Origin of the sequence: Muricauda brasiliensis (assembly GCF_003057865.1) — a bacterium.
GTDB lineage: Bacteria > Bacteroidota > Bacteroidia > Flavobacteriales > Flavobacteriaceae > Flagellimonas > Flagellimonas chongwuensis.
The window spans coordinates 35,034-57,675 of record NZ_QBTW01000016.1 but is presented as its reverse complement, the minus strand read 5'-3'; the positions used below and the strand labels follow the sequence as shown (position 1 = coordinate 57,675).

Here is a 22,642-nt window from a genome sequence, read left to right as displayed (position 1 = left end):
TTATTTAATCGATCTATTTGCCCTTCAAAACCATGAAAATGTAACTTTATGGAAATCAATACGCAAAGTCCCAAATCCTAGAGCGTTATGAAAAACAATAAGATTATCCTACTTATAGTCTTTGTCATCGGCTTGCTTAGTCTATGGCTTATGGCTTCCTTTACTACCCCTGCAAATGCATGTGAATACGCAAGTTCCAACATAGAATACATTAAAAACAAGATTGAGGATGCGGTGATGGCCGACGATTTGAACATGGCCAAATATCATGCTTACAAGGCCTTGAACGGCATTGAAAAAACCAAAGATAATTTTTTGGATTGTGGCTGTGAGGGAGCAATAGAAAGCCTGGAATTAACACTGGACTACTTAAAAACAGCTACCAAAGCCAATGTCCTTGCAAAATCGAAATTGGTTTTGCACAAAGCTTTGGAGCGCACTATTATTGGCATCAATGTTCTTAAAGAGTTTGAACAGGAAACATCCAGCGATTACGGAAGCAATGTATTGGTCATGAACACTACAGATGTACTTGATTTTAACCATGGAATGATGCTCACCCAAGGTGCATCCATAAAAAAACAAGTCCACCAATGCTTATTGAGCTTTGAATCTTCTTTGGACAAAGTGGTCTCCGATGTGGACTGCGAAGATGCCCGCCGATTTGTTACCAATATTTATGAAGAAGCACGCTTGACATTGTTGAACACCAATTTGTCACAACATAAAAAGGAATATCACCAAAGGGTAAAAATCTTGGCAAAAGAGGCATTGAATAGCCTTGGAAATTGTAATTGATCATTTACTGGCGAAGAGCTTTACATCCTCTTCCGATACTTCTTTTCCGCCCAATATGATTAATCGCTCCACTACATTACGAAGTTCACGAACGTTACCTGTCCAATCATAACTTTTGAGCAATTCCACGGCTTTTTTGGAAAAACTCTTTTGTCCGGTACCCTGTTCTGCAGCGATTTTTGTAGAAAAATGTTCTATGAGCAGAGGAATGTCATTGCGTCTTTCGTTCAAGGCCGGAACCTTTATCAAAATAACTGCCAATCGATGGTATAGGTCTTCTCGGAACTTCCCCTCTTCTATTTCCTTTTTTAGATCTTTGTTGGTCGCGGCCAATACACGAACATCTACTTTTATATCCTTATCCGAACCCACACGCGAAATCTTGTTCTCCTGCAATGCCCTTAGCACCTTGGCCTGTGCGGAAAGGCTCATATCCCCGATCTCGTCCAAAAATATGGTTCCTTTATTGGCGGCCTCAAATTTACCTGCACGATCTTTAACGGCAGAAGTAAATGCACCTTTTACATGGCCGAACAATTCACTTTCGATTAATTCCGAAGGAATTGCTGCACAGTTTACCTCTACAAAAGGTGATGACGAACGTGGGCTTTTTTCGTGAACCCAATGTGCCACCAGTTCCTTACCTGTTCCGTTGGAACCTGTAATCAAAACACGTGCATCAGTTGGCGCCACTTTTTCAATCATTTCCTTTATAGCTTCGATTTCCTTGCTCTCTCCGATCATTTCGTAATTCTTGGAAATCTTTTTCTTGAGCACCTTGTTCTCGACTGCCAATTCCTTTCTGTCCAAAGCATTCCTTACGGTGGTAAGCAATCGGTTCAAATCTGGCGGTTTGGAGATGTAATCGTAGGCTCCCAACCTCATGGTATTCACTGCCGTATCCAGGTCGCCATGGCCCGATATCATGATAAAAGGTATCTCTGGCTTTATTTTTTTGGCAGCTTCGAGAACTTCTACCCCATCCATTTTTGGCATTTTGATGTCACAGAGTACAAGATCAAAATCTTCTTTTTTGATAACATCTATTCCTGCTAGGCCATCCTCTGCTTCGACCACATTGTAGCTATCGTTCTCTTCGGCCAGTATTTTAACCAATACTCTTCTAATTGCCGATTCATCTTCTATTACCAAAATTTTTGACATATGCTGCTTTTTTAAAAGATTCCGATTTTGAAGCCTGTCCTAATATAAAAATTTGGATCCTTATTGAACAAAAATACTTCTCCTCTTTCTTTGTTCCGTAATTTTCCCGCTTGTATCAGGGTGGTCCCCGCTATGGCATAAAAGGAAATACTTTCCGTAACATTATACTGATACCCCAAACTACCGACCAACGTATTGAACGATATCCGTGAGGCTACCAATCCATTATCCAAAACAATATCGTTTTGCAGGTTCATAAAATAACCATCCAAGAACGATGCCAACTCAAAACTGTGCGTTTTATCCAGATGATATTTTAGGTTGGATTTTGGCACCCCCAGTACAAATGACCAATCTGGATGAAACCTTCTATAATAATGTATAAGGGGCAATGGCACTGGAACTCCTGCAGTGCTATTATAGGTTAATCCCAAAACGATCCTGAAAGGTTTGTCCGCCTTCGGTTTCTCTTTCCAAAAGGCAGCCGAGGCATTCATAAAGAAATCTTCCTTAATTATCCCATCCAACAGATTGGATGCAATGCGCGGGGTCAAGATTGTCACCAAGTTCCAATCTTCGTTCCATTTTTTTATCAACCCCAAATTGAAATCAATGATATGGAACCTAATCATCTCTTTCTTATCAAAAGGGAGGTCGGCGGTATACCCCATATCAAAACGGTTATATTCACCGCCTATGGCCAAATATTCATCCTTTTCGTTGAGCTTTATGGGAACATTCAGGAGCGCTTTGTAGCGTTGCGTCTTTACTCCGCTTTCATTTTCCGGTATATTGAGGTATTCCAACCTTAAAACATCTGTGCTTTGCGCCAATAATCCTTGGCTACAAAGTATTACAACGAAAGCGAACCACTTCCAAATTGCAATATGGTAAATTGAGTTTTTTATATCTGTCTATTGTTTTGGCTGAATAATATGTATATCGCGTTGTGGGAATGGTATACTAACATTGTTTTCCTTGAATTTGGAATTGATTTTATAGCGCATTTCACTTTTTATCCGAGGGTCGCGGAAGGTATCATTGGTAAAAAAGTAAATGGAGAACATTAGGGCAGAGTCTCCAAAATCCTCGAACAACACAAATGGCTTAGGATTTTTGAGCACTTGTTTTTGTGTGTTGGCCACTTCTTCCAAAATTTTGGTGACCAAGTCTACATCGCTGCCATAGGCCACGCCCACACTCACTTTTTCACGGGTGGTCCTATGGTTTTGGGTATAGTTGTAAACAATGTCGCTTATAAATTTATGGTTTGGAAGGATCAGCACCTTATCATCCCGGGTTATGGCGCGTGTGGTACGGAGCTTAATCTCGAACACCTTGCCTACTTTACCATCGACCTCTACTACATCACCAACCTGTAGGGACTTATCAACTATAATAAAAATACCTCCAAGAATATCCTTGAACAATTCCTGTAAAGCAAGACCCAAACCAACAAACAGTGCTGCGGATGCCGTAATTACCAAGGTAATGTCCACCCCAGCCGCACTGAGCGTGACCAAAACAGCGATAAGGTAAATTACATAATTAATGAACTTAAAAACGCTGGTGAACTTATGCTTGTCCTCTTGCTCCATTTTGCGCGTAAATATTTGGCGCAACCACTTTAACAAGAACTTTGTTACCACAATGGTAATGGTCAACAACAACAAAAGCCCTATGGTAAGATCTATGGACTTTTCACCTTGGCCAATATGGAACCCCAGATTCAAGAAATCCTTTATGGACCCCCAAAGATCTTCTGTGATAATTTCCTTTATTTCTTCTGCACCGTCTTGCATACTATTCTAATATCTTAACCATTTTATCAATTCTTTGTAGGTTGGTTTTTTACCATACATCAGAATACCTGTCCTGTAAATTTTTGCTGCTAAGGATACGATACCCAAAAAGGTAACGATCAAAAGAAAAACGGACAACAAAAACTGCCACAAAGGCACTCCACCTTCACCGATTCCGCCGGGCAAACGCATCAACATAACAATGGGCGACGTTAACGGAAACAACGAAAAACCTACAGCTATTGGACCATGAGGGTTGCTAAAAACGGAAAAGAACCCGACATAAATAGCCAACATTAAAGGTAATATAATAGGAAAGATAAATTGTTGTGTATCTGTTTCGTTATCAACAGCAGCTCCGATTGCAGCATAAATAGAGCTATAAATAAGGTAACCCAGCACAAAATAGATAAAGAACGATACGATGAGCAACCCCCACGGAATATCATAGATTTCCTTGGCGTACATTACCATATCACTGTCCATTCCACCCAACTGAGACATACCTACTGCCCCGGGCGCTGCACCATCGTTTGAAAGTGCGGTCAAATCGATGCCAAAAATCAGCACGGCTATAAACAGTAAGGCTGAAGCCGAGATGATCCAGATGGAAAACTGGGTGATTCCGGCCAAAGAGTTTCCAATAATCTTACCGAGCATTAATTGGAACGGTTTCACTGAAGAAATTATCACTTCAATGATTCTACTCGTTTTTTCCTCGATAACGCTGCGCATCACAAACCCACCATAGATAATAATGAACATCATAATCGCGTAGCCAAATCCACCTCCGATAAAAGCTTTGATCTCGTTGATTCCCCGCATGCTTTTTTCGCCATCAAAAGTGGAAAGATTGATTTCGAAAGGTTTCTCCACAGTAGAAAACTGCTCGGAGGTAACTCCTAATTTTTGTAACCGGTCTTGTCTTAATTGATTTTGAAATACATCTTCAAGCTCCTTGGTAATCGATGTATTGGGATTGTCCTTGGTAAAAAGATAGGCAGAACGGGATACTTCTTCCACCGTTTTCCCTTCGGGAATGTATAGCAGTCCGTAGTATTCCAATGCATTGGTTGAATCTTTTGCCTGTTCCAAGGTCAAATTATCCATATGCACGTAGGAAATATTTTTGGAAGGATAGAATTCGCTCTGAAAAAAAGAACTTTTGTTCAAAACACTCACTACCCTAGTTTCGTCATCATTTACTTTGGCCAAAAAAGCAATGAGCACAATCATCCCCACCATTAAAAGTGGGCTCAAAACAGTCATAACAATAAAGGAACGGTTGCGCACCTTGGCCAAATATTCTCTTTTTATGATCAACCCAAGTTTACTTGCCATTGTCCTTGTTGTTTACGGTTTGAATGAATATATCGTTAGCAGATGGAATGGTCTCTTCAAATCTGTTGATGTTAGCAACTTTGGATAGTTCCGTTAAAATATCACCTGTATGCATTGATGTCAACCGTACTTTAAAATTCAATTGGTTTTCAATGGGGTCTATTTCCGAGGAAAGGATATTGAACTTTTCCTCCAAGGATTTCAAAAAGTCTCTAGGGTCTTCTTGCATCTGAACTCCAACATTGAAAATATTGTTTTTATATGCTTTTTTGATGTCCGACAATTTCCCATCCAAGATTTTTTCGGACTTATGAATCAGGGCAATGTACTCACAAAGCTCCTCCACGGATTCCATCCGGTGCGTGGAAAAAATAATGGAGGTTCCGTTTTCCTTTAATTGAAGAATCTCGTCTTTGATGATGTTGGCATTTATGGGGTCAAAACCACTAAAAGGTTCATCAAAAATCAACAATTTGGGTTCGTGGAGTACGGTAACAATAAACTGGATTTTCTGGGCCATCCCTTTTGAAAGCTCCTGAATCTTCTTGTCCCACCAATCACCAATATCCAAACGGTCGAACCAGTATTTGAGCCTTGTTTTTGCTTCACTTTTGGACAACCCCTTTAGCTGTGCCAAATACAATGCCTGCTCACCCACCTTCATGCTTTTGTACAGTCCTCTCTCCTCGGGCAAGTATCCTATGGATGCAATATGTTTTGAGGCCAAGGGCTCTCCATTAAGCAAAATCTCACCTGAGTCTTGATGCGTGATTTGATTGATTATTCTGATAAAAGAGGTTTTACCCGCCCCATTCGGACCCAAAAGTCCGTAAATGCAATTCTTCGGGATTTGAAGTGAAATGTTGCTCAACGCAGTGTGATTACCATATGTTTTGGTCACATTTTTGGCAACAAGGATATGATCCATGTAATCTATTTTTTCAAAGATATGTAATTGCTAGCTACCTGTTTTCCCATAAAAACAAAAACCCACCCTTAACAAAATCAAGGATGGGAAAAAAATTGCTATGAAAAAGAAAATTAGATATCGGTTACCCAACATCAGTTCCAAATATACGTTTTTTATTTAAACAGAAGATTTTTTTCTTTTAAGAGAACATATCTTTCACTTTCTCAAAAAAGGATTTGTCCGATTTTTCAGGTTTTGGGGCAAAGTTTTCATCATCCTGCATACGCTCAAAAAACTCTCTCTGCTCTTTGTTTATGCTCTTTGGTGTCCATACATTCACATGAACTAGCAAATCACCGGCACCATAACCGTTCAAACTGTTGATACCCTTTCCTCGAAGTCTTAAAATTTTTCCGGATTGCAGACCTGGCTCCAATTTTATACGGACTTTTCCTCCTATGGCATCGATTTCCTTGGAGCTACCTAGAACCGCTTCTGGAATGCTTATATATAGGTCGTAATGTAAATTGTCCCCTTCGCGCTTTAAGGTATCGTGCTCCACCGTTTCTATGGCCACAAGTAAATCTCCGGCGATACCGTTCCCTGGGGCATCGTTCCCCTTTCCGGTAACTTTTAGCTGCATACCATCCTCAACACCTGGTGGAATTTTGATGGACACGGTCTCCTCCACCACCTTGAGACCTTGTGCATCGGCATCGGAAGGTTTTTTATCGATAGACTGACCAGCTCCACCACAAGTTGTACAAGTGGTCGCCGTCTGCATTCTACCCAAAATCGTATTGGTGATTTTTGTAATCTGCCCTGTTCCATTACAGGTTGGACAAGTTTTATAGGTTACGCCATCTGCTTGAAGCTTTCTACGTACCTTTACCTTTTTCTCAACACCATTGGCAACCTCTTCCAAGGTCAACTTTACGCGAATACGTAAGTTACTGCCCTTGGCTCTACGCTGTCCGCCGCCGAATCCACCAAATCCGCTGAATCCACCTCCAAAAGCTCCTCCAAAAATATCACCGAATTGACTGAAGATATCGTCCATATTCATACCTCCGCCACCAAATCCTCCGCTACCATCGAAGGCGGCATGACCAAATTGGTCATACTTTGCCCTTTTGTCAGGGTTGCCCAACACCTCATATGCCTCTGCAGATTTCTTGAACATTTCCTCCGCCTTTGTATCTCCTGGATTTTTATCCGGGTGATATTCAATGGCCTTTTTTCGGTAGGCTTTCTTGATTTCTGCGGCCGAGGCTCCTTTGGAGACTCCTAATATTTCGTAATAATCTTCCTTCATACAACTTTAGTTTCCAACAACAACTTTAGGATGTCTAATGATTCGGTCTCCCAGTTTAAACCCCTTTTCCACCACATCTATGATCTTCCCTTTCATTTTCTTGTCAGGCGCGGGTATTTGGGTAATGGCATCGTGCACTTCTGCATCAAATGTATCCCCTGGCTCTACTTCAACCTGCTCAAGACCCTTGTTCTTAAGGGTTTCCCTAAATTTATTGCTGATGAGTTCCACACCTTTGAACATCTCTTTGTCCTCAGATTTGGAAAGTTCTTTTAAGGCACGGTCAAAATCGTCCAAAATGGGGAGCATGGCCACCATGACCTCTTGTCCAGCAGTCTTGAACAAATCCATACGCTCCTTGGAGGTTCTTCGCTTATAATTTTCAAATTCCGCGAAAAGCCTCAAAAATTTCTCTTTTTCTTTGGCCAAATCTTCACGTAATTTTTCTTCTTCCGAAAGCTCCTCCTCGTTTTGTTCTCCGTTCTCCGCCTCTATATGTTCTTCGTTCAGCTCAGTACTCTCTTCGGTTTGCCCTTTTTTAGGCTCATCTTCCATTTCCTCAACCTTACTTTTATTGCTCATGTTGTATTGTTTTATTCTGATTTGAAGTGGCAAAAGTACTGCCAATTGTATAAAAATGTCAAAATGTCACCGCAAAACATAAAAAAAGCCGCCTAAGCGGACTTTCTATATTTAAATGTGTTGAGATTTAAACGTACTAAGCTTCAACGGATGCGGGAATTCCTTCCTCTTGTGAAGCATATAAATTTTTAAGTGACTGACAGATATTACCATATTGAAAAGCAAAACCTTCCTCTTCAATTTTTTTACCGCTCACCCTTTGGCTAGCCAATAAAAGTGTGGACATGTCGCCCAACAATGTTTTGAGAATGAAAGCGGGCATATTTGGCAACCACAGGGGACGATCTAAAATTCTTGCCAATTCCTTGGTCAGCTTAGTGTTTGTTACCGGGTTTGGTGCCACAGCATTATAAACACCGGTAAGATTGTTCTCTACGGCAAATACAAACATTTGTGCTAAATCTTCGATATGAATCCAAGATTGCCATTGATCTCCCGTACCAATCGGTGCTCCAATAAAGTTTTTTACGGGAAAGGCCATTTTGGGCAGTGCTCCTCCTTCTGAAGAAAGAACAAGGCCTATTCTTATTTTGGTGACATCGATTCCAAGTACCCTGAAAGTATCAGCCTCTGCTTCCCATTTTGTCACTACATCTCCCAAGAAACCATCGTCTACTTTGGTAGTATCCTCATCAAAATACTCACAAGGAGAATCCGGATAAATACCTATCGCAGATGCGGAGACAAGACATTCAACCTCTTTATTACCAGATTTTTCCAAACCCTTTTTCAAAGTTTGAAGACTATTGATCCTACTGGAGAGCACTCTCTTTTTATGTTGGGGAGTCCAACGTTTGGCAATACTTGCTCCGGCCAAATTAATGATGGCCTGAACATCATGAAAACAATCCAAATCAATCTCTTCTTTGTTCGGATTCCAATAAAATCCTTGGAAATCTTCGGAAGAATCTATCTTATCTTTGCTTGTGGTCAAATAATTTACTGGAATGCCTTTTTGGTGCAACACCTTTACTATGGCTTGCCCCACTAGTCCAGTAGCTCCTGTTATCAACACCTTCATATATCATCCTTTTGCACAAAGTTATAGGTTTAATCGACTGTTTATGAGACGTTAATTTAGGTTTAACATATTTGTTTAAACTTTAGATCTATTTATGACACCAAAAGGATAAAACTTAACAGCTTTTTGACAATTATAAGGTTTTTACCGCTCTGAGCATTTCTCTTTTGCCGGGCGGTCCGGGCAATCGCTCTACGGTAAAGCCTACGGCCTGCATAGCCCTTCGCACACTACCTTTGGCAGCATACGTGACCAACATGCCATCGATTGTAAGTGCTTGGTACATTTTTAAAAAGATTTCCTCTGTCCAGAGTTCTGGCTGTACTCGGGCACCAAATGCATCAAAATAGATAAGGTTGAACAAATCTTGCTGGTCGATTTGCTTAAAATCCTTTTTTTGTTTTAAAAGAGAAAAATCGGTTGTAATCGAAATCACTTCTTCCCATGGACAACTATGCATTTTTTGAAACATTTGCTCCAATCCTTCAAAACCCAATTGCTCGCAGTAGTCCAACTGATTCACCTCTTCCATGGAAACGGGAAACGCTTCCACACCAACATAATCGATTTGCAGGTTTTGTCCCACTGCTTCGTGAAGGGTAATGAGGGCATTCAGTCCTGTTCCGAAACCTATTTCCAGCAAATGGACTTTTCGATTCTGAAATAAACGCAGACCATGCTCTATAAAAACATGGTAGGCTTCTTGAACCGCACCATGTTTGGAATGGTACTGTTCGTCCCAATCTTCTATTTGGATGGTCTTGGAGCCATCACCTGTGGTGATTATTTTTCGCTTCAAGGTTGGGTGGCGATCAGTACCCCGTCCGCTTCAAACCTCAAGGTTTTTTTGGGAGCGGTAATTTGCGCCAATTCGTCTTCGGATGCGCCTTCATCTTCGGCATAATGCCTTTGGTCTTCAACGGACATTTCTTCAAAAAATGCTGCACCGTTCATCACTACTTTTTTTCCAGCGGCATCCTTGGGCACAAAGAAACCGTAATCTTTAAACCGGACAAAAACCTCATCATCGGACTCCAGTTCGACCTTCATCCAACACCCTTTGGCTTGACATACTTCCTTGATCTCACCAACAATTTGGGTCTGCAGGGAATCCTTTCCGGAAATTTCGTTAAACGGAGCAGATGTTTTGGAAGCCTCCCCAGAGATTTTGAATTCCTCTCCAAAGTAATCGCCCTGTATGGTTTCTTGCTTGCACGATACTAGCGCGGTAAACAGTAAAATAATTGTAGCAAAAGTGTTAAAACCTCTCATTTTTGATAACATTTAAGTAATTGTGTGTCAAGTCTAACATTTAGATTTGTTAAACACCCAAAACTAACAATAAATAGCTAATTTTATCCCTGTAAATGTAAGTGATATGGAAACATTAGCGAATAAGATAGCTATAGAGAGAGCGAAAAGCTCAAAAATTCATGATGTGGATTTTGACAACCTTTCCTTTGGAAGTGTTTATTCCGACCATATGTTGGTCTGTGATTATAAGAATGGTGAGTGGTCCGCCCCCAAGGTGGTTCCCTACCAGCCCATTACCCTAGACCCATCTGCAAAGATTTTCCACTACGGACAATCTATTTTTGAAGGAATGAAGGCCTACAAGGACGAGAACGGCAAGGTGTGGCTTTTTAGGCCCGAGGAAAACTGCAAAAGATTGAACAAATCTGCTGAAAGGTTGGCTATTCCACAAATTCCCGAAGCTTATTTTATGGAAGGGCTCAATGCACTCATCCAAGTGGAAAGCGATTGGATTCCCCAGAACCCAGGAAGTTCCCTCTACATTAGACCGTTTATTTTTGCATCAGGAAACGGATTCCATGCTTCCCCTGCAAACGAGTATAAATTTATAATCGCATGTGCTCCATCTGGATCTTATTTTTCCGGAAAAGTGAAAGTTTTGATCGAAGAAACCTATTCGCGAGCAGCTAACGGAGGTGTTGGTTATGCCAAAGCAGGTGGTAACTACGCAGGACAGTTTTATCCAACAAAGTTGGCCGCCGATAAAGGTTACCAACAAGTTATCTGGACGGACGACAATACCCATGAATTTATCGAAGAAGCTGGCGCAATGAACGTTTTTGTACGTATCAACGACACCTTGATGACCGCCCCTACCAGTGATCGTATTTTGGACGGAATAACCCGAAAAAGTATTTTGGACATCGCCAAAGATGAAGGCATTAAAACCGAAGTTCGCAAAATATCCGTTCATGAATTGGTGAAAGCTGCGGAAAACGGCTCATTAAAAGAAATGTTCGGTGCAGGCACCGCAGCGGTAGTTTCTCCAATTTCAGGTTTTGGATATCACGGAAAAGATTATGATTTGCCAGAGTTGGAAGAAAGCTATGCTTCTTTATTGAAACAAAGAATGACAGACATTCAGTACAACCGAGCAGAAGATAAATTTGGATGGCGACATGAAGTCATCTAGAACAAACAAAAAGGCGCCTGTTGGCGCCTTTTTTATTTATCAATTATAGTTTGAATATCGGGTTTAAAATAGTTCGGCCCCTTTAACACCTTTCCATCTTCCCGATAAATAGGTTTTCCATCAGCACCAAGTTTGCTCATATTGCTCCGCTGAATCTCCTCGAACACCTCTTCAATCTTATATTGCATACCATGCTCCAATATGGTCCCACATAAGATATAGAGCATATCACCAAGGGCGTCAGCCACCTCAACCAAGTCATTGCTGTTAGCAGCTTCCAAATATTCACGGTTTTCCTCGTCCATCAAATTAAACCTGAGTTTGTTCTTTTCTGCTCCTAAATCGGCTTTGGGTTTCTGCGACACCCCTAGACCAAATGAATTGTGGAAAAGTTCCACAGCCTTAATTTTACTTTCCATTACTTAATTTTGATTTAGCTTTGCATAAAAATATAAAATATGTTCAGCACAGGACAGGTAATTTTTGCAGCACTATTCTTTATTGTCTTTGTCGTCATTATCGCTTCATCCTACCGAAAGGACAAAAAACTGCATAAAAAAAATTACAGAGGTGTAATTTGGATACTGGTTTCCTTTATATCTTTCATAATCATCCTCTTTTTAATTAAGCACTTCCTTAAAAATTAACAATTTAATTGAAGTTGCCACAAAAATCACTGCTTTCACAACAATAACAAGGCTCCGATTTCTTTCAGATAAGAAAAATCGTACTTTTGTCTTACCATTAATTAAGCACCTAACCTATAATGACTGTATTTTTTAGCATCCTGTTTGTTTTGCTTGCTGTTAATGCAATTCTATTGATTTTCAGCGTGAATGGAGCCAAAAAAAGGTTTGCAAAACCGATTCAACGGATTTCCGACATCTCAACCACCAAAATCTTCCCCCGAGAGACTGTCGAAACCGAGTACAAAGAAGCGGTTTAGTTTGTACCTTTAGGGCATGAAACAAGCCTTACTTGTCTTTTTGGGCGGGGGATTAGGAAGCGTTTTACGTTATCTGATTTCAAGACCGCTCAACCCTCTTTTCCATAATTTTTTTCTAGGAACATTCTTGGTAAACATTATTGGGTGTTTATTGATAGGTCTTTTTTTAGGGTTGTCCGCCAAAGGCAATATACTGAACTACAACAATACGTTATTTCTTGCCACAGGATTCTGCGGCGGCTTTACTACCTTCTCCGCTTTCGCTTTTGAAAAGCACTCTTTATTAAAGGACGGCGACCTACTCAACTTTTCTATCTACATGATTTCCAGCATTGGTATCGGCGTTTTGGCCGTTGTTCTGGGATTATGGATCGCCAAACACATTTAGTAGTTATAAATTGTATTTTTTAAGTTAAAATTTGTTAAAAAACGAACATTTATCGCTTTTTAAGTGCACAATCTTATGAAAACTGAGCTCAAACACATTAAATGTTAACTTAAAATCAATAAATACCCAACAAATATTAACATAAAATTAAATACCCCTAAAATTTAAGGGGTATTTTTCTTATACCCATAAAAATACCCGACACCCCCCATACTTTTTTATGGTCTTGACTTTTATCTTATATATTTGAGACATCAATTAACTACTTAATTATGAAAAAAGTCGAGGCAATTATTAGAAAATCCAAATTTGATGAGGTGAAAAAAGCCCTCCATCAAATTGAGGTCAACTTCTTTAGTTACTGGGATGTAACAGGAGTTGGAAATGAAAAACAAGGACATGTCTATCGTGGCATATCGTACAGCACTAGCGATATTCAACGAAGGTATTTGGTTATCGTAGTTAGCGATGACTTCCTGGAAAAAACCGTAAACGTTTTATTGGACACTGCGAGCACCGGCAACGTAGGTGATGGAAAAATTTTCGTCTCCGATGTTATCGAGGCTTACAGAATTAGGACCAAGGAAAGCGGAAGCGCAGGAATCAACTAACATTAATAGCCAAAAAACTTTAAAAACTTAGATTATGATTGTACAAGAACAAGAAGCGATAGACAAAGCCGTTGAAGCCATTACTGGTGACATGGGGGCTCTTTGGATCACCCTTGCGGCTATATTGGTGTTTTTTATGCAGGCAGGTTTCACCTTATTGGAAATAGGTTTTACCCGTAGCAAGAACACCGGTAACATTATTATGAAAAACGTAATGGACTTGGCCGTTGGTTCGGTCATGTTCTGGGCATTAGGCTACGGTATCATGTATGGTAGCGACCTTGTAGGCGGAGGATTCTTTAGATCCAGTCCCTCCGATCAAGGATATTTCTTTTTTAGTGCTGATGATTGGTACAACCTGTTCTTCCAAACAGTTTTCTGTGCCACAGCAGCTACTATTGTATCGGGAGCAATTGCAGGTAGGACCAAATTTTCGACCTATTTGATTTTTTCCGCTATCCTTACCACTATTATCTACCCAATTTCAGGTAGCTGGTACTGGCCATTTGATGATGATGCTTGGTTGAACACGGCTGGCTTTGTTGATTTTGCCGGTTCTTCCGTGGTACACGCCGTTGGAGGTGCAGCTGCATTGGTTGCCGCCATTTTGGTAGGACCCAGAATCGGAAAATACGTGGATGGAAAAGCACAGGCGATCCCTGGTCATAACATGGCCTTTGGAGCACTTGGTGTATTTATTCTTTGGTTGGGATGGTTCGGATTCAACGGAGGCTCCCAATTAGCTTGGGGCGGCGATGATACCATCGCAGCAACCAGTGTTATCATAAATACAAACCTAGCCGCCGCGATAGGAGCCATAGCTGCCCTATTCTTTACTTGGGCTAGATATGGCAAAGCTGATATTTCCATGACCCTAAACGGCGCTTTGGCCGGATTGGTAGGTATTACTGCCGGATGTGGAGCCGTGAATGCTTGGGGAGCTCTTGCCATCGGTTTAATCTGCGGTATTATAGTGGTAGTCTCCATTGAATTTATCGATAAAAAACTTAAGATTGACGACCCAGTAGGAGCCATCTCCGTTCACGGAGTATGTGGATTCATTGGAACTGTACTTATCGGCCTATTTGCACTAGATGGCGGATTGTTGTACGGTGGTGGAGCCAAACTACTATGGGTTCAGACCTATGGATCATTGTCCTACATTCTTTGGGCAGCCCTTGCATCCTTCATAGTACTTTTCATCTTGAAGAAGACTATTGGACTTAGAGTTTCTGAAAAAGAGGAAGTTGAAGGTCTTGACCTACACGAACATGGCGTAGAAGCATACCCTGAACATATTTCTCAAGACAAATAAGAAAGTATTTCAAACTCACAACAAGATTGTAAAAAAAGGAACGGAGCGTTCTGCCAAACGCTCCGTCTAATAACCTTTTCAATCAAACTCACAATTATTACAACTAACTGTCCCCGCTAAAAACGCGAAATGGGACAACTTTAAACGATTATGATATGAAAACGATTATAAATACAAATTTCGGAAAAATTTTGGCTATCGCCATTATTTCAATGGTAACATTTTCAGCCTCTGCGCAGGAAGAAGAAACAACTCCAAAGTTTAGTTTCAGCGGTTCTGTAGATGCTTATTATAGAGCGAATATCACTGCTCCAAATGATGAGGAAGCCATTGCCCCTGGATCATCTTTTGCCAACCTTCCAGGGTTCTCTTTGGGTATGGCCAACCTTATTGCCGCTTACGAAGGTGAAAAAGTAGGGTTTGTTGCCGATTTGGTTTTTGGACCACGGGGTACAGATGCTATTTTTGCTTCTCCCATGTATTCTGCAACCGGTGATATTGTAAACCAACTGTATGTATACTGGAATGTGAGTGATGCCGTCACCCTTACTTTTGGTAATTTCAACACCTTTTTAGGGTACGAAGTAATTTCGCCAGTAGCTAACTTTAACTATAGTACATCTTACTTATTCTCCTACGGTCCGTTTAGCCATACAGGTTTAAAGGCTGATTTTGATTTGGGCAATGAATGGTCTGCTATGGTAGCTGTGATGAACCCAACTGATTTGACCGAGTTTAACCCAACAGGCGATTATGCAGTAGGTGCTCAATTGGGCTACTCAGGTCAGTTCTTGAACTTCTTGTACAGCCAAGGTGGTTTTGAAGTTGATTATACCGGTGGTTTCGACCTTTCCGATGACTTTTTCTTGGGAATAAATGCAGCACATTTTAGTGCCGAGGATGACGGTGGGTCTTTTACAGGCGCCGCACTATATCCTCAGTACTCAGTTTCCGAAACATTTAGTCTAGGCCTTAGAGGTGAATACTTTATGACTGGTGACTTTTTTGGAGATGCATCTGGAATAGGTTCCGATGTTGATGGAGATGGGAGCGTACTGGCTTTGACCTTGACCGGAAGTGCAACAATAGGAAACTTGATTCTTAAACCAGAAATCAGATTGGATAGCTCAGCAGAAGATGCTTTCATTGATACTGACCTAGCTCCAACTTCCAGCCTAGCTTCTGTATTGTTCGCTGCGATTTACTCTTTCTAACAATATAATTGATATGACACGAAAAAAGCCTTACTCCATTAGGATTAAGGCTTTTTTAGTCCTTGTTAAAATTTTTCACTCCTGCTCTCACCTTAGTTCTCAAATAATTTTGCCTTGGCACTAGAGGGCAGGAGTACTTTTTGTTATACACACAGTAAGGATTGTATGCCTTGTTAAAGTCGATCACCAACGTATCGTCTTCGGGAATCGTCAAATCAATATACCTTCCTCCTCCATACGTCTCTTCACCGTTGGTATTATCTAAAAAAGGCAAAAACAAATAATCTTCATATTCCTCATCATCCATCAAATCCAAACTTTGGTATACCTCTAACTGGTGTTCGGTCCCGTTCAATTTAAAATGTGCTATTCCGTAGACCACTTCTTGCGTTTGCCTATCTGTAGTACTTGGCATTAAAAAAGGCTCAGCATCGGGTGTACGCACAAAATGTGCCTTTACGATATAGTTGGTATCGGGCGCAAAAAAATCAAGCCCCTCGAAATCCTTACGGTATTTATCGGGCAAGGGGGATGAATCCGGGTCTTTAAAGCTCTCGTTCTGTTCTTTTTGATATTCCAAAATATCCGCTATCAAATCTGATTTTGCGGCAACGGATTTCTCTTCGTCATGGTATTTTTTACCCTGACCGCAGGCCATCAAAAAAACCACCGAAAATATAATTGCATATTTCATCCTGAAGCTGTTTTTACAAAAATACAGCTTAAACCCGTAAGAACTAAAGTCTTTGTCTACGGTCTATTTTCATCGAGTTTGATGTCATAACGTGCATCGTCCAGATACTTGGTAACCATTTCGTTGAACTCAGGAGTAATGCGGAACAAGGCTGTATGTTCCAGACTGTAGAGCTTATCCTTATCCTTGAACCCTTTTTTCAAAAGTTCTTCCAAATAGAAGAGCGATGTTCCAAAATCATCATTTTTGGAACTGAGGGAAATGGTCTTGAGGTAATATTCATGATTCTCGGGCTCAAGGATAGTCTTCAACATGTACAAAAATGCCAATGCATCTTCATCCACCACTTTTTCAGCAGCTATTATTCGGATGTTATCTTCCGCCAAGGCATTTACAAAACCTTTCAACCTATGGCCCATCTGCTTTTCATAGAGTTTTGAACCTGAAATAAACTTGCTAATCTCTCCCATTTGATGGTTCCACCAGCCCAGATTGTTGAAATTATGGGTGTACACATCTTCCTCCATATAATATTGGTAATCCTCCTTGAGCAAGGATTCTTTTAAAAAGGCAGCATTTTCTGCTCTTTTCATCGCTTTGAAGCCCCTATCCTTCCTCAAATCTTTCTGCACAGACCGGAGGGAATTCATATTTTTTAGAGCGCCGTACATGGACACCATTTCGGTCATGTATTGCTCTGCCCACAACAAATCACCAATGCTTTTCAACTGCTCCAATTTGCCCAAATCTTCTTGATAGGCCTTTTCTACATAGGTAGGGTCATTTGGAATCCATTTCCTTCCCATGGCATCCAAAGTGAATAGTTGCATACCTTTTTCCAAGTAAGAAACTCCAGGCCATTCCCCGCTGCCGTCATACAGCAACACTTGATTGCGGAACTTATACCTGTCCAACAACTTGGCATCGGTCAACATAAATGGGTAATTAAAATTCTCCTTACTCACAATGCCTATAAAATGAAAAGGGTTTTTAGTATTTATCAGCTCACGATTCGCCAAAGAGGCTCCAATGGACATTGCCCCATTAACGCCCGTAATCAAAACTGGAACCAAACTGGCAAGCTGCCCTCCAGACTCACTGCCAGCCGCATAAATTCTATCCCCGTGTATGGGCAACATACTTGTAACCTTTTGAATAGATTGGCTTACAACCACCATATTTTTTGTCAAAGAAACAGTGTCCAACAATTTTGGAGCGGCCAGAACATACCCCTCATTTTCTGCCGCTACCACGAACATAGAGAGGGCTTTCTCCTCATTACCCTCGGTGTCCAACACCACCATTAATGGCCATTTCTTTTCCATGGAAAAGGCCTTAGGTATATAAATGGAGTAGGTATTTTCGGTTGAATCGTTTATGGGGAGATTTTCAACAATCTCACCTTTTTTTAAGACCATTTGCTGCGAGAAGACGGACAGTGTACAAATAATGGTCAAAAGTGATAGCAAATATGTTTTTTTCATAACTCTATTTTAACAAAAATCTAGCCAAAGTCTGTTTCTAAATCATCAATTTAACAAGAAACTATTTACCTAGTTTACTTTTTTTAATGGGGGAATTGGCTACTACGTTGGACAACACAATGTGAGTTCTACATTCTCCGTATACAATGAGCTCGTCGATAAATTTTTCCAGGTGGGATTGATCACGGAGCACCACCTCCATAATAATGTTCTCATTACCAGTGATACGGTAGCAATTTTCTACCTCCTGAAATGTTTTCACCTTGTCCAGAAAAGGCTTCAACTTACCCATAAAGGCACGCAACATGATTATCGCCTTCAACTGATATCCGGCCTCTACATAGGAAATGTTGGCACGGTAACTTTCAATTATGCCAAGGTCCTCCATTTTCTTTACGCGTTCAGCAACCGCTGGTGGAGTCAGTCCAATCTTTCTCCCAATATTCGCAAAAGATTCCCGTGCATTTTGCTGCAAATGATTCAAAATTTGCCAATTCAAGTCATCTATCTTCATATAGAAAGAAATTTACTTCTATTTTTTTGTTTTCGAAAGTAAAATCGAATTATAGCTTTCGTAACAAAAGTAAAAAAATTTGATTCGTGCGTAATTTTATAATTCAAAATTGCTAGAAAAACATGGAGAGGAATTCTCTTAACTCCCTTGGTGTATACCGTAGATCTTTGGCCCTTCGCGACATGACCGAGGCGGTCGCAGCTTATTTTGCCCAAAATAGGGAGATTCTTTCCCTACGAAAAATCGATTCGTTCAGAGACGATATCTCTCAATCCCTTTTAGCCGATGCCAACTTGATTACCAAAGAACTGGAACAGGCTGCATTGAGCAATTGTCCATCTGTGCGCATGAGAAGCCTTTCTTACGTAAATATTATGACCCGCAATATTCTTGCATATTGTAATGGCCTTGAGCGTGATGGAGTAAAGGAAAAGGAATACCTCAATCTTCTTAGAAAAGAAATCCGAATTTTCCGTGTTTCTTTTAAAAAATGGAGAAAGTCTTTGATCAACAAAAACGACTAAATTCCCTACATATTTCTTCGGTACTGTCCTCCTACTTGGAACAATGCTTCGGTAATCTGACCCAACGAACAATATTTTGTGGCTTCCATCAATTTTTCAAAAATGTTTTCATTGTTGATGGCAACCTCCTGCAATTCACTCAATTGCTTCTCAGCTTCTGTAGCTTCACTTTTGTGAAGATTTTGTAAAGTCTTAATCTGATTTTCTTTTTCGGTTTCGGTGGCACGAATCACCTCAGCAGGCAAAATCGTTGGAGAACCTTTGGAACTCAAAAATGTATTCACACCAATAATCGGATATTCCCCAGAGTGTTTCAATGTTTCATAATGAAGACTTTCCTCTTGGATTTTGGAGCGTTGGTACATCGTTTCCATAGCACCTAATACGCCACCTCGTTCCGTGATTCTATCAAACTCCAGTAAAACGGCCTCCTCTACCAAATCGGTCAACTCTTCAATAATGAATGAGCCTTGTATTGGATTTTCATTTTTGGCAAGACCCAATTCTTTATTGATGATCAATTGTATGGCCATTGCCCTACGGACGGATTCCTCGGTCGGGGTGGTAATAGCTTCGTCATACGCATTGGTATGCAGTGAGTTACAATTATCATAAATCGCATACAAGGCCTGAAGCGTGGTACGGATATCGTTGAAATCAATCTCCTGCGCGTGCAAGCTTCGTCCAGAGGTTTGGATATGATACTTCAACATTTGCGCCCTTGGATTGGCTCCATATTTTTCTTTCAAGGCTTTCGACCAGATTCTACGCGCAACACGACCGATAACCGCATATTCCGGGTCCACTCCATTGGAAAAGAAGAATGAGAGATTCGGTCCAAACTTATTGATGTCCATGCCTCTGCTCAAATAATACTCCACATAAGTAAAACCGTTGGATAAGGTAAAGGCCAACTGTGTTATAGGGTTGGCACCCGCCTCGGCAATATGGTAGCCCGATATGGACACCGAGTAGAAATTACGTACCTGTTGCTCAATAAAATATTCCTGCACGTCCCCCATTAAACGCAAGGCAAACTCCGTAGAAAAAATACAGGTGTTCTGAGCCTGATCCTCTTTTAAAATATCGGCTTGTACCGTACCGCGAACTTGGTTCAAGGTCTTTACCTTTATTTCCTGATATACCTTTTCGGGAAGCACTTGGTCTCCTGTTATTCCCAAGAGCATCAAGCCGAGACCATTGTTTCCTTCAGGAAGTTCACCATAATACGTGGGCTGTGCTATCCCTTTCTCCTTAAAAATGGTTTTGATTTTGTCCGCGACCTCTTTTTCCAAACCATTTTCTTTGATATACTTTTCGCAATTTTGGTCAATGGCAGCATTCATAAAAAAGGCCAAGAGCATGGGCGCGGGACCATTAATGGTCATACTCACTGAGGTCATCGGACTGCTCAGGTCAAACCCTGAATACAGCTTTTTAGCATCATCCAAGCAACAAATAGAAACTCCAGCATTACCAATTTTTCCATAGATGTCTGGTCGGTGGCCGGGGTCGTTTCCATACAAAGTCACCGAATCGAAAGCAGTGGACAAGCGTTTGGCGGGCATATCCATACTCACATAATGGAATCTGCGATTGGTACGTTCTGGCCCGCCCTCACCGGCAAACATTCGGGTCGGGTCCTCCCCTTCCCTTTTGAAAGGGTATAATCCGGCTGTATACGGAAATTCACCTGGTACATTTTCTTGTAAGATCCAGTGTAAAATATCGCCCCAAGCTTGGTATTTGGGCAGGGATACTTTTGGAATTTGACTGTGCGAAAGTGATTCGGTATGCGTTTTTATTTTGACTTCTTTGTCCCGAACTTTAAAGGAGTAAATGTCAGCTTTGTAGCGGGCCACTTTTTCCTTCCATTTTAAAATAGCCTCCCAATGATGCGGATTCAAGTGCATCTTTATGCGGTCAAACTCCTTGATGACCAAATTAACTAGTGCTTTGGATTCCTCATTTTTGATGTGCTTCCCAATTTCCTCTTCATTCAAACCTAATTTATCCAAAAACAAATCTTCGGCCTGTTCCTGTTCCATTTCCATGGCTGATGTCAGCGTTAAAAAGATACCATAAAGCTTCTGGGCTATTTTTGCTTCTTCCTTTGCCTTAACATCATAACCTCTATTGTTTTCGGCTATTTCTGAAAGATATCGGGTTCTTGCTGGCGGTATCACATAAATTTTATCCGCCATTTCTTGGGTAATCTCGATGGTTGAATTCAGAGTGGAACCTGCTTTCTCCACCAAGGTATCCATCACCATTTTATAGAGACTATTCATCCCTGGATCATTGAACTGAGAAGCAATGGTCCCAAAAATAGGAAGCTCATCTTCGTTGGTATGCCATAATCCGTGGTTACGGGCGTATTGCTTTTTGACATCGCGAATAGCATCCAAAGCCCCTCGTTTGTCAAACTTGTTGATGGCAACAATGTCGGCAAAGTCCAACATATCGATTTTCTCCAATTGCGTTGCCGCTCCAAATTCCGGCGTCATCACGTATAGGGAGACATCACTGTGCTCCAAAATTTCGGTATCTGATTGACCGATTCCAGAGGTTTCCAAAATAATCAAATCGTAGTTGGCCGCTTTTAGGACCTGTACCGCTTCTGAAACATGTTTGGACAGCGCCAAATTGGATTGGCGGGTGGCCAAAGAGCGCATATACAACCTATCGCCGTTGATGGCGTTCATTCGAATCCTATCCCCCAAAAGGGCACCTCCTGTTTTTCGTTTGGAAGGATCTACGGATACAATTCCGATGTGTTTATCCGGGAAATCCATCAAAAATCGACGCACCAACTCATCAACCAAACTGGATTTACCCGCTCCGCCTGTTCCAGTAATTCCCAAAACAGGAACATTGCTTTCTGTTTTTTCAATTACAGACTGATATTTCTCAAATTCTTCATGACGGTTCTCTGCCAAAGAAATCAAACGGGCCAAGGTGTTCGGATGCTTCTCTTCTAACTCGCTCTCCAAGGTTTTTCCTTTGGAAAGATTCAAATCCGGAACAGCCGTATCGCAGCGCTCCACCAAATCGTTAATCATACCCTGAAGCCCCATTTCCCTACCATCATCTGGAGAATAGATTCGTTCGATACCATAATCCATCAGTTCTTTTATCTCTTCTGGAAGGATGACACCGCCGCCGCCGCCAAATATTTTGATATGATCTGCCCCTCTTTCCTTCAACAAATCGAACATGTAACGGAAGTATTCGTTGTGCCCGCCTTGATAAGAGGTCATTGCAATGGCATTAGCATCCTCTTGAATGGCACAATCAACCACCTCGGCCACACTCCTATCATGCCCTAAATGAATAACCTCTACCCCAGTAGCTTGGATAATTCTCCTCATAATATTGATGGCCACATCGTGCCCATCGAACAGGGAAGCTGCGGTTACAATTCTAATTTTATGTTTAGGGGTGTAGGGTTTAATTTGTTCCATCTGCAATAAAGGGTCATATTTTGCTCTGCAATTTACAGAAAATGCAATT

The 22,642-nt window shown here is 41.0% G+C and carries 22 protein-coding genes; 7 read left to right on the top strand and 15 right to left on the bottom strand.

Going from position 1 to position 22,642, the window contains the following annotated elements:
- Positions 1-87 precede the first annotated feature (87 nt).
- A complete protein-coding gene (locus tag DCK90_RS12270) occupies positions 88-798 on the top strand; it encodes a hypothetical protein (protein ID WP_159075831.1) in 711 nt (236 codons plus the stop codon).
- Here the strand turns inward: DCK90_RS12270 and DCK90_RS12265 are convergent, their stop codons facing one another.
- The 10 genes from DCK90_RS12265 to DCK90_RS12220 form a co-directional block, all read right to left on the bottom strand.
- On the bottom strand, positions 799-1,962 hold the full coding sequence (locus tag DCK90_RS12265) for a sigma-54-dependent transcriptional regulator (protein WP_108246513.1): 1,164 nt from the start codon (positions 1,960-1,962) through the stop codon (positions 799-801).
- A gap of 11 nt (positions 1,963-1,973) precedes the next feature.
- Positions 1,974-2,795, bottom strand: coding sequence for a DUF6268 family outer membrane beta-barrel protein (locus tag DCK90_RS12260; RefSeq protein WP_218109544.1), 822 nt, complete (start codon positions 2,793-2,795; stop codon positions 1,974-1,976).
- An 81-nt stretch (positions 2,796-2,876) separates the two neighbouring features.
- Complete coding sequence (locus tag DCK90_RS12255; RefSeq protein WP_108246511.1) at positions 2,877-3,764, bottom strand: mechanosensitive ion channel family protein; 888 nt, start codon at positions 3,762-3,764, stop codon at positions 2,877-2,879.
- Between the two features lie 6 nt (positions 3,765-3,770).
- On the bottom strand, positions 3,771-5,105 hold the full coding sequence (locus DCK90_RS12250; RefSeq protein ID WP_108246510.1) for an ABC transporter permease: 1,335 nt from the start codon (positions 5,103-5,105) through the stop codon (positions 3,771-3,773).
- The gene (locus DCK90_RS12245) at positions 5,095-6,033 is read right to left on the bottom strand and encodes an ABC transporter ATP-binding protein (RefSeq protein WP_108246509.1); all 939 of its coding nucleotides are present in this window, start codon (positions 6,031-6,033) and stop codon (positions 5,095-5,097) included. The genes DCK90_RS12250 and DCK90_RS12245 overlap by 11 nt, the downstream gene beginning before the upstream one ends.
- Positions 6,034-6,214: 181 nt before the next feature.
- Positions 6,215-7,330, bottom strand: a complete 1,116-nt coding sequence (gene dnaJ / locus DCK90_RS12240; protein ID WP_108246508.1) for a molecular chaperone DnaJ — start codon at positions 7,328-7,330, stop codon at positions 6,215-6,217.
- A 6-nt stretch (positions 7,331-7,336) separates the two neighbouring features.
- On the bottom strand, positions 7,337-7,912 hold the full coding sequence (locus DCK90_RS12235; RefSeq protein WP_108246507.1) for a nucleotide exchange factor GrpE: 576 nt from the start codon (positions 7,910-7,912) through the stop codon (positions 7,337-7,339).
- 136 nt (positions 7,913-8,048) lie between these two features.
- A complete protein-coding gene (locus DCK90_RS12230; RefSeq protein ID WP_108246506.1) occupies positions 8,049-8,993 on the bottom strand; it encodes a TIGR01777 family oxidoreductase in 945 nt (314 codons plus the stop codon).
- Positions 8,994-9,126: 133 nt separating this feature from the next.
- A complete protein-coding gene (gene mnmD, locus DCK90_RS12225; protein ID WP_108246505.1) occupies positions 9,127-9,792 on the bottom strand; it encodes a tRNA (5-methylaminomethyl-2-thiouridine)(34)-methyltransferase MnmD in 666 nt (221 codons plus the stop codon).
- Positions 9,789-10,265: a DUF4920 domain-containing protein gene (locus tag DCK90_RS12220; RefSeq protein ID WP_108246504.1), complete on the bottom strand. Its 477-nt coding sequence runs from the start codon at positions 10,263-10,265 to the stop codon at positions 9,789-9,791. Before DCK90_RS12220 ends, mnmD begins: the two co-directional genes overlap by 4 nt.
- Positions 10,266-10,371: 106 nt before the next feature.
- Here DCK90_RS12220 and DCK90_RS12215 point away from each other — a divergent pair, with 106 nt between their 5' ends.
- A complete protein-coding gene (locus tag DCK90_RS12215) occupies positions 10,372-11,439 on the top strand; it encodes a branched-chain amino acid aminotransferase (protein ID WP_108246503.1) in 1,068 nt (355 codons plus the stop codon).
- Positions 11,440-11,471: 32 nt separating this feature from the next.
- Here DCK90_RS12215 and DCK90_RS12210 read toward each other — a convergent pair whose 3' ends face one another.
- Positions 11,472-11,858, bottom strand: a complete 387-nt coding sequence (locus DCK90_RS12210) for a pyrophosphohydrolase domain-containing protein (protein WP_108246502.1) — start codon at positions 11,856-11,858, stop codon at positions 11,472-11,474.
- A 543-nt stretch (positions 11,859-12,401) separates the two neighbouring features.
- On the opposite strand from DCK90_RS12210, the gene crcB reads away from it, so the two are divergent.
- The 4 genes from crcB (at position 12,402) to DCK90_RS12180 (ending at position 15,913) form a co-directional block, all read left to right on the top strand.
- The gene (gene crcB / locus DCK90_RS12195) at positions 12,402-12,773 is read left to right on the top strand and encodes a fluoride efflux transporter CrcB (protein ID WP_108246499.1); all 372 of its coding nucleotides are present in this window, start codon (positions 12,402-12,404) and stop codon (positions 12,771-12,773) included.
- A 272-nt stretch (positions 12,774-13,045) separates the two neighbouring features.
- On the top strand, positions 13,046-13,384 hold the full coding sequence (locus DCK90_RS12190) for a P-II family nitrogen regulator (RefSeq protein ID WP_108246498.1): 339 nt from the start codon (positions 13,046-13,048) through the stop codon (positions 13,382-13,384).
- A gap of 34 nt (positions 13,385-13,418) precedes the next feature.
- A complete protein-coding gene (locus DCK90_RS12185; protein WP_108246497.1) occupies positions 13,419-14,699 on the top strand; it encodes an ammonium transporter in 1,281 nt (426 codons plus the stop codon).
- Between the two features lie 155 nt (positions 14,700-14,854).
- Complete coding sequence (locus DCK90_RS12180; RefSeq protein ID WP_108246496.1) at positions 14,855-15,913, top strand: outer membrane beta-barrel protein; 1,059 nt, start codon at positions 14,855-14,857, stop codon at positions 15,911-15,913.
- Positions 15,914-15,968: 55 nt separating this feature from the next.
- Here the strand turns inward: DCK90_RS12180 and DCK90_RS12175 are convergent, their stop codons facing one another.
- The 3 genes from DCK90_RS12175 to DCK90_RS12165 form a co-directional block, all read right to left on the bottom strand.
- Entirely contained in the window at positions 15,969-16,607 is a 639-nt protein-coding gene (locus tag DCK90_RS12175) for a DUF1684 domain-containing protein (protein ID WP_108246495.1), read from the bottom strand.
- A gap of 56 nt (positions 16,608-16,663) precedes the next feature.
- The gene (locus DCK90_RS12170; protein ID WP_108246494.1) at positions 16,664-18,091 is read right to left on the bottom strand and encodes an alpha/beta hydrolase; all 1,428 of its coding nucleotides are present in this window, start codon (positions 18,089-18,091) and stop codon (positions 16,664-16,666) included.
- A gap of 61 nt (positions 18,092-18,152) precedes the next feature.
- The gene (locus DCK90_RS12165) at positions 18,153-18,605 is read right to left on the bottom strand and encodes an Lrp/AsnC family transcriptional regulator (RefSeq protein ID WP_108246493.1); all 453 of its coding nucleotides are present in this window, start codon (positions 18,603-18,605) and stop codon (positions 18,153-18,155) included.
- 122 nt (positions 18,606-18,727) lie between these two features.
- On the opposite strand from DCK90_RS12165, the gene DCK90_RS12160 reads away from it, so the two are divergent.
- Positions 18,728-19,129 (top strand): hypothetical protein, encoded by a 402-nt coding sequence (locus tag DCK90_RS12160; protein WP_108246492.1) that lies wholly within the window; start codon positions 18,728-18,730, stop codon positions 19,127-19,129.
- 5 nt (positions 19,130-19,134) lie between these two features.
- On the opposite strand, the gene DCK90_RS12155 is transcribed toward DCK90_RS12160, so the two are convergent.
- Entirely contained in the window at positions 19,135-22,593 is a 3,459-nt protein-coding gene (locus tag DCK90_RS12155; protein WP_108246491.1) for a methylmalonyl-CoA mutase family protein, read from the bottom strand.
- Positions 22,594-22,642 lie beyond the last annotated feature (49 nt).

Excerpts from the sequence above, each read along its gene's own strand:
- DCK90_RS12235 (WP_108246507.1), bottom strand. The coding sequence starts at position 7,912 with ATGAGCAATAAAAGTAAGGTTGAGGAAATGGAAGATGAGCCTAAAAAA.
- DCK90_RS12220 (WP_108246504.1), bottom strand. The coding sequence starts at position 10,265 with ATGAGAGGTTTTAACACTTTTGCTACAATTATTTTACTGTTTACCGCG.
- DCK90_RS12160 (WP_108246492.1), top strand. The coding sequence starts at position 18,728 with ATGGAGAGGAATTCTCTTAACTCCCTTGGTGTATACCGTAGATCTTTG.
- DCK90_RS12245 (WP_108246509.1), bottom strand. The coding sequence starts at position 6,033 with ATGGATCATATCCTTGTTGCCAAAAATGTGACCAAAACATATGGTAAT.
- DCK90_RS12155 (WP_108246491.1), bottom strand. The coding sequence starts at position 22,593 with ATGGAACAAATTAAACCCTACACCCCTAAACATAAAATTAGAATTGTA.
- DCK90_RS12180 (WP_108246496.1), top strand. The coding sequence starts at position 14,855 with ATGAAAACGATTATAAATACAAATTTCGGAAAAATTTTGGCTATCGCC.
- DCK90_RS12255 (WP_108246511.1), bottom strand. The coding sequence starts at position 3,764 with ATGCAAGACGGTGCAGAAGAAATAAAGGAAATTATCACAGAAGATCTT.
- DCK90_RS12270 (WP_159075831.1), top strand. The coding sequence starts at position 88 with ATGAAAAACAATAAGATTATCCTACTTATAGTCTTTGTCATCGGCTTG.
- crcB (WP_108246499.1), top strand. The coding sequence starts at position 12,402 with ATGAAACAAGCCTTACTTGTCTTTTTGGGCGGGGGATTAGGAAGCGTT.
- DCK90_RS12185 (WP_108246497.1), top strand. The coding sequence starts at position 13,419 with ATGATTGTACAAGAACAAGAAGCGATAGACAAAGCCGTTGAAGCCATT.
- DCK90_RS12215 (WP_108246503.1), top strand. The coding sequence starts at position 10,372 with ATGGAAACATTAGCGAATAAGATAGCTATAGAGAGAGCGAAAAGCTCA.
- DCK90_RS12210 (WP_108246502.1), bottom strand. The coding sequence starts at position 11,858 with ATGGAAAGTAAAATTAAGGCTGTGGAACTTTTCCACAATTCATTTGGT.
- DCK90_RS12190 (WP_108246498.1), top strand. The coding sequence starts at position 13,046 with ATGAAAAAAGTCGAGGCAATTATTAGAAAATCCAAATTTGATGAGGTG.
- DCK90_RS12265 (WP_108246513.1), bottom strand. The coding sequence starts at position 1,962 with ATGTCAAAAATTTTGGTAATAGAAGATGAATCGGCAATTAGAAGAGTA.
- DCK90_RS12165 (WP_108246493.1), bottom strand. The coding sequence starts at position 18,605 with ATGAAGATAGATGACTTGAATTGGCAAATTTTGAATCATTTGCAGCAA.
- DCK90_RS12170 (WP_108246494.1), bottom strand. The coding sequence starts at position 18,091 with ATGAAAAAAACATATTTGCTATCACTTTTGACCATTATTTGTACACTG.
- DCK90_RS12230 (WP_108246506.1), bottom strand. The coding sequence starts at position 8,993 with ATGAAGGTGTTGATAACAGGAGCTACTGGACTAGTGGGGCAAGCCATA.
- DCK90_RS12175 (WP_108246495.1), bottom strand. The coding sequence starts at position 16,607 with ATGAAATATGCAATTATATTTTCGGTGGTTTTTTTGATGGCCTGCGGT.
- dnaJ (WP_108246508.1), bottom strand. The coding sequence starts at position 7,330 with ATGAAGGAAGATTATTACGAAATATTAGGAGTCTCCAAAGGAGCCTCG.
- DCK90_RS12250 (WP_108246510.1), bottom strand. The coding sequence starts at position 5,105 with ATGGCAAGTAAACTTGGGTTGATCATAAAAAGAGAATATTTGGCCAAG.